The organism is Okeania sp. SIO2F4, from assembly GCF_010672385.1.
Classification (GTDB): Bacteria; Cyanobacteriota; Cyanobacteriia; order Cyanobacteriales; family Microcoleaceae; genus Trichodesmium.
Genome location: NZ_JAAHGT010000416.1, coordinates 1 through 7,999 on the forward strand (window position 1 = coordinate 1; position 7,999 = coordinate 7,999).

Annotated in this window: 5 protein-coding genes; 3 read left to right on the plus strand and 2 right to left on the minus strand. The window is 38.8% G+C overall.

Going from position 1 to position 7,999, the window contains the following annotated elements; translation table 11 throughout:
* Positions 1-197 precede the first annotated feature (197 nt).
* Positions 198-548: a hypothetical protein gene (locus F6K22_RS23330; protein ID WP_293103367.1), complete on the minus strand. Its 351-nt coding sequence runs from the start codon at positions 546-548 to the stop codon at positions 198-200.
* A gap of 27 nt (positions 549-575) precedes the next feature.
* Positions 576-818 carry a hypothetical protein gene (locus F6K22_RS23335; protein WP_293103370.1) on the minus strand — a complete coding sequence of 81 codons (243 nt, stop codon included), beginning with the start codon at positions 816-818 and terminating at the stop codon, positions 576-578.
* Positions 819-1,691: 873 nt separating this feature from the next.
* On the opposite strand from F6K22_RS23335, the gene F6K22_RS23340 reads away from it, so the two are divergent.
* The 3 genes from F6K22_RS23340 to F6K22_RS23350 all read left to right on the plus strand — a co-directional run bounded on the left by F6K22_RS23340 (position 1,692) and on the right by F6K22_RS23350 (position 7,189).
* Positions 1,692-3,860 carry a GspE/PulE family protein gene (locus F6K22_RS23340; protein ID WP_293103373.1) on the plus strand — a complete coding sequence of 723 codons (2,169 nt, stop codon included), beginning with the start codon at positions 1,692-1,694 and terminating at the stop codon, positions 3,858-3,860.
* 355 nt (positions 3,861-4,215) lie between these two features.
* Positions 4,216-5,316, plus strand: coding sequence for a type IV pilus twitching motility protein PilT (locus F6K22_RS23345; protein WP_293103376.1), 1,101 nt, complete (start codon positions 4,216-4,218; stop codon positions 5,314-5,316).
* 739 nt (positions 5,317-6,055) lie between these two features.
* Positions 6,056-7,189, plus strand: a complete 1,134-nt coding sequence (locus F6K22_RS23350) for a type II secretion system F family protein (RefSeq protein WP_293103379.1) — start codon at positions 6,056-6,058, stop codon at positions 7,187-7,189.
* The last annotated feature ends 810 nt before the right edge of the window (positions 7,190-7,999 follow it).

Here is a 7,999-nt window from a genome sequence, read left to right on the forward strand (position 1 = left end):
TATAGTAGGTTAAGCAATATTATGGAATTTAATTGTTTAGCAAGATATCTTTAATCGATTCTCATATTTGCTAAAAATTGCCAAACAAATTCTTCCTGTTTCTATCTATCTATAAATTTTTAAATCATAACAATCAAAATTTATTGAACTAATAGTTTATTAGTTTCTGAGTTCTCAAAAATAAATTAAAAAATAAATCATAATACATAGTTATTCCTAACTCTTTGACGTAATCCCACTACTAAGATCCTAAGGTCGCTTATAGAGGGTGATTCTTGAAGGATATTAACCCTTACAGGCTGCGTCAAACAGACCCTAGAAACTCGCTCAAAACTGAGTTGGTGCTTAATTTTTAACCCGATTCCAAAACTCCCATTTGCATCCGCATTAATTAAATGACCATCTTTTGTCTGATATAATCCGCGATTGACTCGTCTACCAGAGAAGCTTTTTTTGACGGGATTATCAGCATTGTAAACAGTTATTCGATCGCGCTTAAGACTAGATGCAATAGATTTGTAGGATTCTTCCTGGTCAACGTAGTTCAACCCAGATCGTTCACAGAGAGAGGCTTTTCAGCTTGCCACGAAGGGTAAATATCGGAATTTGAACAAAGTTGAGGCAGTGCGGTCTTGGGGTCTCCCCAAAAAGAATGCTTTAAAGCATTTATCTACACATTTAAGTGTTTTTTTTGACCACAAACAATCAGTTGCCAAGAGTTGATAATTTTCATTCTCTTTCTTTGCACAATTGACATCCTCTCCGGCGGTTAGGCAGGGAAATTCATACCGAGCCGTAGCTCGGAGTTTACGTTTCATCGAGTGCTGCACCCACCCCTCTTACTCCCCTCCCAGGAGGGGATGGGGGTGGGTTACGCTTCCCGACCCGTCCGTTTAATGTCTCTCCTTGCCCACCCACGACAACAATAACAATACTATACCTTATGTCCTTCTATTTAATCAACCAAAAAGTTGCCCGCTTAAGGGCAAGGCGCATACCCCAATTTTTCGGTAAGAGAGATATTTATTCTCTTGAAAAAAATATTGACGAATTGTGTACAACCCAACATTAAATAAGTTTTTGGACAAGTGACACAAAGAAGTCAATACACTTTTTTCAGATTTATTCAGCTTGAGTCAACAAGATTTGATTAATACGCTCTGAGCTAGTTATTTTAGCACAACCACATCAACTTGTCAATATTATTGGAGGACGCCCATTCCCATCATCGCTAACCCCAAAGGCTATAGTGGAAGTCCCCTGCGTGTAATTTTAGATTGCCTTATGTTGTTGGCAAATATTGCACCTTAGGCTACAGCTTTACATTATACCGAATCATGGCACGATCGAGCCAAACATTTTCCTGGTCTAGATTTTTGTTAGTGATAGCTAATTGTACCTACCATATCAAAGATGGGAGATGGGAAAAGTTTTTCTATGATTGCTAAAATTGTTACAGTAGTCTGGTATTTGCTGGCCTAATTGTTTCATTTACGATTGAGATTTAGAAGGTAGAATATCCTTATTGAAAGTAAAAAAGCTAGTCAAAGACTGGAGTACATAAAAAATTAAATCAGGAAAGTGCAAACAAACATTTAAGGAGTAAATAAAGTTAACAAGTTATTAAGCAAGTGTAAATTTTCTCAAAAACTTAGGGAATACTTAGATTAAGGAAAAATTTTTTATCAGCCATGGCCCAAAGCTCTTCACGGAATTCGCGCACCGCTATAGTTGCCCTGAGTCATCTCTCTCCCTTCGGGAATAAACTGGTTCAAGCTGGCTATGTCAACATTGAACAGTTCCAAGAATGCCAAGTTAAAAGCCGTAAAACCGGTAAATCACTAACAGAGTTACTGGAAGCTCTAACAGGGCAACCATTACCCCCGGAATTACTCAGGCATTATAAAAAGCAACAGCTATTTGAGTTAATGATTCTCTATGGTGTAGCTGCTTTTGACCCAGAGATTACTCAAATTCCAGCACAACAGGTATGTTATTTAATTGACAAGGTAATTCCAATTGAAACTTGTCGTCGGAATCAGATTATACCATTATTTAGTCACGAAACTCATCTGGCAAATCAGGCAGTCCAGACAGGGAATATGAGTCAACAGCAAATGCTGAAGGCTTTAGCTCAAAGCAGCAACTCACAGGGTAAATTAATTGAGGACTTAGAAAAGTTTGCTGGAGATCCCCTGCCATCAAATCTGGTGAGTGATTATGAAAAACAGCAACCTTTTGTAATGGTTGCAATGGTTAACCCTGATAATCTTCAAGCTTTGGATGAGCTAAAAAATATTTTGAGGCATCATGGATTACTTTTGCAACGGTTGGTTATTACTCAAGAAGATTATCAACATTTAATCAACTACTACTTAGAGGAGCAAGCTAAGAAAGAAACTGCTGCTGCCAAAAAGGCAGAAGAAAAAGAGTTAGAGATGGAATCAGGCTTTTTTGAAAGTGCTGAGTTGGAGGATGCAGCAGATGAGGCTCAGGTAGAGGATATAGCAAAAAGCCTCTCTGAAGCTGAAGATGCTCCTGTTATTAAAGCTGTTAACATAATTTTAGTTAAAGCACTGAGTGAGGGGGTATCTGATATTCATGTAGAACCCCAAGAAGAATTTATCCAAATTCGGATGCGTAAAGATGGGGTTTTACAAGAGTATTTTCGGTTTCCGAAAAAAGTTATTCCTGCTATTACCTCCCGCTTCAAAATTATAGCCAACCTAGACATCGCTGAAAGACGACAAGCTCAAGACGGTCGTATCCGTAAGGTTTTTAAGGGACGTACTATTGACTTCCGGGTAAATAGTTTGCCTAGTCGCTATGGTGAAAAGATAGTTTTGCGGATTTTAGATAGCTCTAGTACCCAACTGGGGTTGGATAAGTTAATTTCACATAAACCAACTTTGGAACTGGTTAGGGAAACTGCTGGTCGTCCATTTGGATTAATTCTAGTGACGGGGCCAACTGGTTCTGGTAAGTCTACCTCTCTATATTCGATTTTGGCAGAACGCAATGACCCTGGGATTAATATTAGTACGGCAGAAGACCCGATTGAATATGCTTTGCCCGGAATTACTCAATGTCAGGTGATTAGGGAAAAAGACCTAACTTTTGCAAGTATCCTGCGGGCATTTTTGCGACAAGACCCCGATGTTTTGCTGGTGGGGGAAACGCGAGATAAGGAAACAGCAAAAACAGCTATTGAAGCTGCGTTAACCGGACACTTGGTTTTGACAACTCTACATACCAATGATGCGGCAGGAGCGATCGCTCGTCTTGATGAAATGGGAGTAGAATCTTTCATGGTTTCAGCAGCTTTGTTAGGTGTGGTGGCGCAACGTTTGATGCGTCGGGTTTGCAATCAATGTCGAATAGAATATAAGCCTGAACCTGATGAGTTTCGTCGTTATGGTATGGTTCCTGCTCAAGAAGAAGAGTTTACATACTATAGAGCAAATACTATACCAGTCGAGGAACGGGAAAGTTTAGCAGAAAGGGGAGAGTTATGTCGCAAGTGTAATGGTCTCGGTTATAAAGGTCGTGTGGGTGTTTATGAGTTTATGAAAATTACGGAGCGGTTACAAACTTTAATTACTCAAAGGGCACCAACGGAACAAATTAAGGAAGCTGCAGTAGAAGATGGGATGATACCTCTATTGCAGTATAGCTTGAACTTGGTACGAGAAGGTCATACAACTTTTGAGGAGGTGGAACGGGTAACATTTACCGATTCTGGTTTGGAGGCGGAAATGAAACGCCAGGCTAGACAAAACCTAATATGTAGGTCTTGTAATGCTGAGTTGCAACCAGAGTGGGTAGATTGTCCTTATTGTATGACACCTCGCTTTGAGTAGGAGTGGAGAGTCCTTACAAGGGTATGTTTTTTAGAATTATTCCCTTGGGTGTGGGTAGGGTGGGAAGTGTGGGAGCAGAAATCAGCTATTTTTTGTATAGAAAAACAGATTTTTTTTGAGGTTTTATACTGAATAAAAGCGCTCGCAAAGCGAAACGTAGTTTTATCACTCACCCCTTTGTTAAAAACTTACTCTTGTAAGAGGGGGTGAGGTTGAGAAAGATTTGTTATCAGTAGACACTTAACACTAAAAGTCAAAAATTATTTTCCAAGCACTGAATACCAGTTTGACAAAATAGTTGGTGACTGATAACGGATAACTGATAGCGGATAACTATAAAAGGGAGATTGAATTTATGTCTTTTATGATTGAGGATGTTTTAGAGTCTCTGGTCGAACAAGGGGGATCTGATGTTCATATTCAAGCCAGAGCACCTATTTTCTTCCGTATTAGTGGACAGTTGACTGCTCAACCTCAGTTTGGGGAAAATCTAGAGCCTTTAGAAGTACAAAATCTGATTTTCCAGATGCTGAATAATATGCAGCGTAAGAATTTGGAGCAAAACTGGGAGCTTGACAGTGCTTATGGGGTAAAGGGGTTGGCTCGTTTCCGTCTGAATGTTTATCGGGAACGGGGTAGTTGGGCAGCTTGTATGCGGGCGTTGGCTTCCCAAATTCCTAATGCTGATAAGCTTGGGGTGCCAATGATTTTACGGGAGTTGACTGAGCGACCTAGAGGACTGTTTCTGGTGACTGGGCAAACTGGTTCTGGAAAAACAACTACTATGGCGGCTTTGCTAGATTTAATTAATCGTACCCGCTGTGAACATATTCTGACTGTGGAAGACCCCATTGAATATGTATTTCCTAATGAGAAAAGTTTGTTTCACCAACGGCAAAAAGGAGAAGATACTAAAAGTTTTTCTAATGCTCTCAAAGGAGCACTTCGTCAAGACCCAGATATTATTCTAGTTGGGGAAATGAGGGATTTAGAAACTATTTCTTTGGCTTCTAGTGCAGCAGAAACAGGTCACTTGGTATTTGGGACTTTGCATACTAATTCTGCTCCTGGTACAGTAGACCGGATGTTGGATGTTTTCCCACCAGAACAACAACCTCAAATTAGGTCACAGTTGGCTAACTCTATTGTTTGTATTTGTAGCCAAAACTTGGTGAAGAAAATTGGTGGCGGTCGCTGTGCTGCTCAGGAAATTTTGATTAATACTCCGGCGATCGCTAACTTGATTCGAGAGTCGAAAAATTCTCAACTTTATTCTCAAATTCAAATGGGAGCTAAGTTGGGAATGCAGACTATGGAAATGGCTCTGGCTAAGTTATATAAGGAAGGAAAGGCTACTTGGGCGAATGTTATGGCTAAGGCAGTTAAACCGGATGAATTGGAAGCTTTAATTGGTCCAGAGCCTAAGGAAACTAAGGCTAAGGCTAAGGCTCGTTAGTGGGGAGTGAGGGAGTAGGGGAGCGGGGGAGTGGGAATGGCTGTTTCATTTTCTTAGGACTTACGCAGAGACAACAGATATAGCGTTAAAAACTATAACGTTATAGTTTTTTAACTCTATATATAGTAGATTTGGGTAAGTCCTGTTTCTATAACCACCTGTTTGTGCAAATTTTGGTATATCGAGAGATGGGGTGTATTGGAGTATTTTTCAATTATTGCTTCTTTCTACCGACGACTCCTAACTCAAAAATTTAATCATGAGTATTGATACCAAATGGGTTCTATAGTTTTCTGGCATGAGAGATTTATAGCTAAAGTCAGAAGTTAGATTCTTGGTATGACTACAACGGGCTAAATATTTGGTGTTTACTCCCTACTCCCCTACTCCTTACAAGGGTAAGTTTTTTAGATTTGATGTAAAAAAAGTGTGGGAAGAGGGGGAAGTTTTGGGTATAAAAAAGCACGTTTTTTTTAGATTTTAATACTGAATAACAGGGGTCGCGGAGCGCGGAAGGTCGTTCTATCGCTCATCCCTTTGTTACAAACTTACCCCTTTAAGCTCCCCTACTCCCTACTCCCTACTCCCTATTCCCTATTCCCTACTCCCTAATTTTAAATAAATCAGGACTTACGCAGGGGTACTATATATAGAGTGCAAAAACTGTAGCGATTGAGTTTTTGACACTACATACATGGTCTCTGCGTAAGTCCTATAAATAATATAAGGAAGGAATAAAATGGCTGGTAATATAGCTAATAAAAAACCTCAAAGTAGCTTAGAAAAACGGTTAGAGATAATAGAAGAACAAATAAATGTTGCCCTAGCATCGGTGACGGTGAAAGATTTATCTATTTTTTCCCGTCAGTTTGCTGCAATGTTTAATGCTGGTGTGCCGATGGTTAGGTGTCTTAAAGTTTTAAAAGACCAAACTTCTAATGCCAAGATTAAATATGCGATGAAAATGATTAGTGCTGAGGTTGAAGAAGGAACAGAGTTGTCGGAGGCAATGAGAAAACATCCTGCGATTTTTGATCAATTATTTTTGAGTATGGTAGCTGCTGGAGAGGTGGGTGGTGTACTTGATGAAGTGCTGGAACGTTTGGCAGTTATGTTAGAGAAAAATGCTAAGACAATAAGTGAAATTAATTCGGCTATGTCTTATCCAAAAACTGTTATGTTTATTGCTCTGGCAGTGTTTTTTGGCATGACGACTTTTCTGTTACCAACTTTTGCTGGTATTTTTGAGCAAATTGGTACGGAGCTGCCAGCTTTTACTGTGTTTATGTTAAGTATAAGTGAGTTTTGTAGGACTTGGCCTCCTATTCCCCAAGCAACAACAATAGGAGTAATTATTGCTATTTATATTGCCTATTCAACGGCTTATAAAACAGACCAAGGTAGGCTGTTTTTTGACAAAATTTTTCTGAAACTTCCTATTTTTGGGGATATTCTTGAGAAGTCAGCGGTAGCTCGTTTTTGTATGATTTTTGGTACTTTGACTCGTTCTGGTGTGCCAATGTTAAAAGCTCTAGAAATTGTACGAAATGTGGCGGGGAATGAGGCGATCGCTCAGTCTATTGAATATGCAAGGCAGGAGATTCAAAGTGGGGGAATGATTAGTTTGGCTTTACAGGAAAAGAATGTTTTCCCTTCTCTGGCGATTCAAATGATGGCTATTGGTGAGGAAACTGGTGAATTGGATGGGATGTTAATGAAGGTGGGAGCTTTTTATGAGACTGAGGTTGAGGAAGCTGTGAAGTCTCTGTCGAGTATGTTGGAACCACTAATGATTGTGCTTATTGGTGGGATGGTTGGTTCGATTTTGATGTCTATGTATTTGCCTATGTTTGCTGTGTTTGAAAATCTATAGTTAGGAGTCAGGAGGGAGCAGAGGAGGAAAAGGAGGAGAAAGTTTTTTTATAACTAATTAAGCAGACATGATATTAGGTGGGAGATTTAATTTAATGTTTTTTTATGAGACTTATTGACTGAATATCTCCCAAAATATTAAGTTTAAATAGGGTCTGCTGAAAAAGTTTTTGGTTCCTTAAAGGAACAGGCAAAAGTGTTTTTGAGGTTTAAGTTAAGTGAAACTTTTCACCATAAAAGTTCAACTTGTGGATTAGTTTTGAAGGGTTCAGTTCTTAACTTATATTAGACCTCTGGTGGAAAAGAGGGAGTAGGGAGTAGGGAGTAGGGAGTAGAGGGAAATAATTGATGGTTTATACGTATGGGATTGATTTAATTTTTGATTATCACGCCTATGTCTATTTTATATAGCGCTACTTGAATCGGGAACACTTAACTGGGAACACTTAACTGGGAACAGGAGACTATTAAAGGGTTTCAGGATTTCTAAATGTTCTAACCTTTGCTTCGACTGCTATAAATCAATAATTGTTCTCAATATTTTGATAAACTAAGGTTTCAAACTTATTCAGTAAGCCCTAAATAAACTACTATAACAAGTAACAAATGAATCTTTTGTCTGAGCTTTTTATTATGTCATAAAACTGCAATGTTGATCTAATTTTTTTAATTGTTTATTGTCAATCTTAATTGAACTTAAAATTGACATTATTCCTGATTACTTATTCCTTATTTGTAAGAATTCAGCTATTATACCAAGCGTGAAAAAAAATGTTACGAATAATAAGTGTAATTAAAAGACTTGACAGGA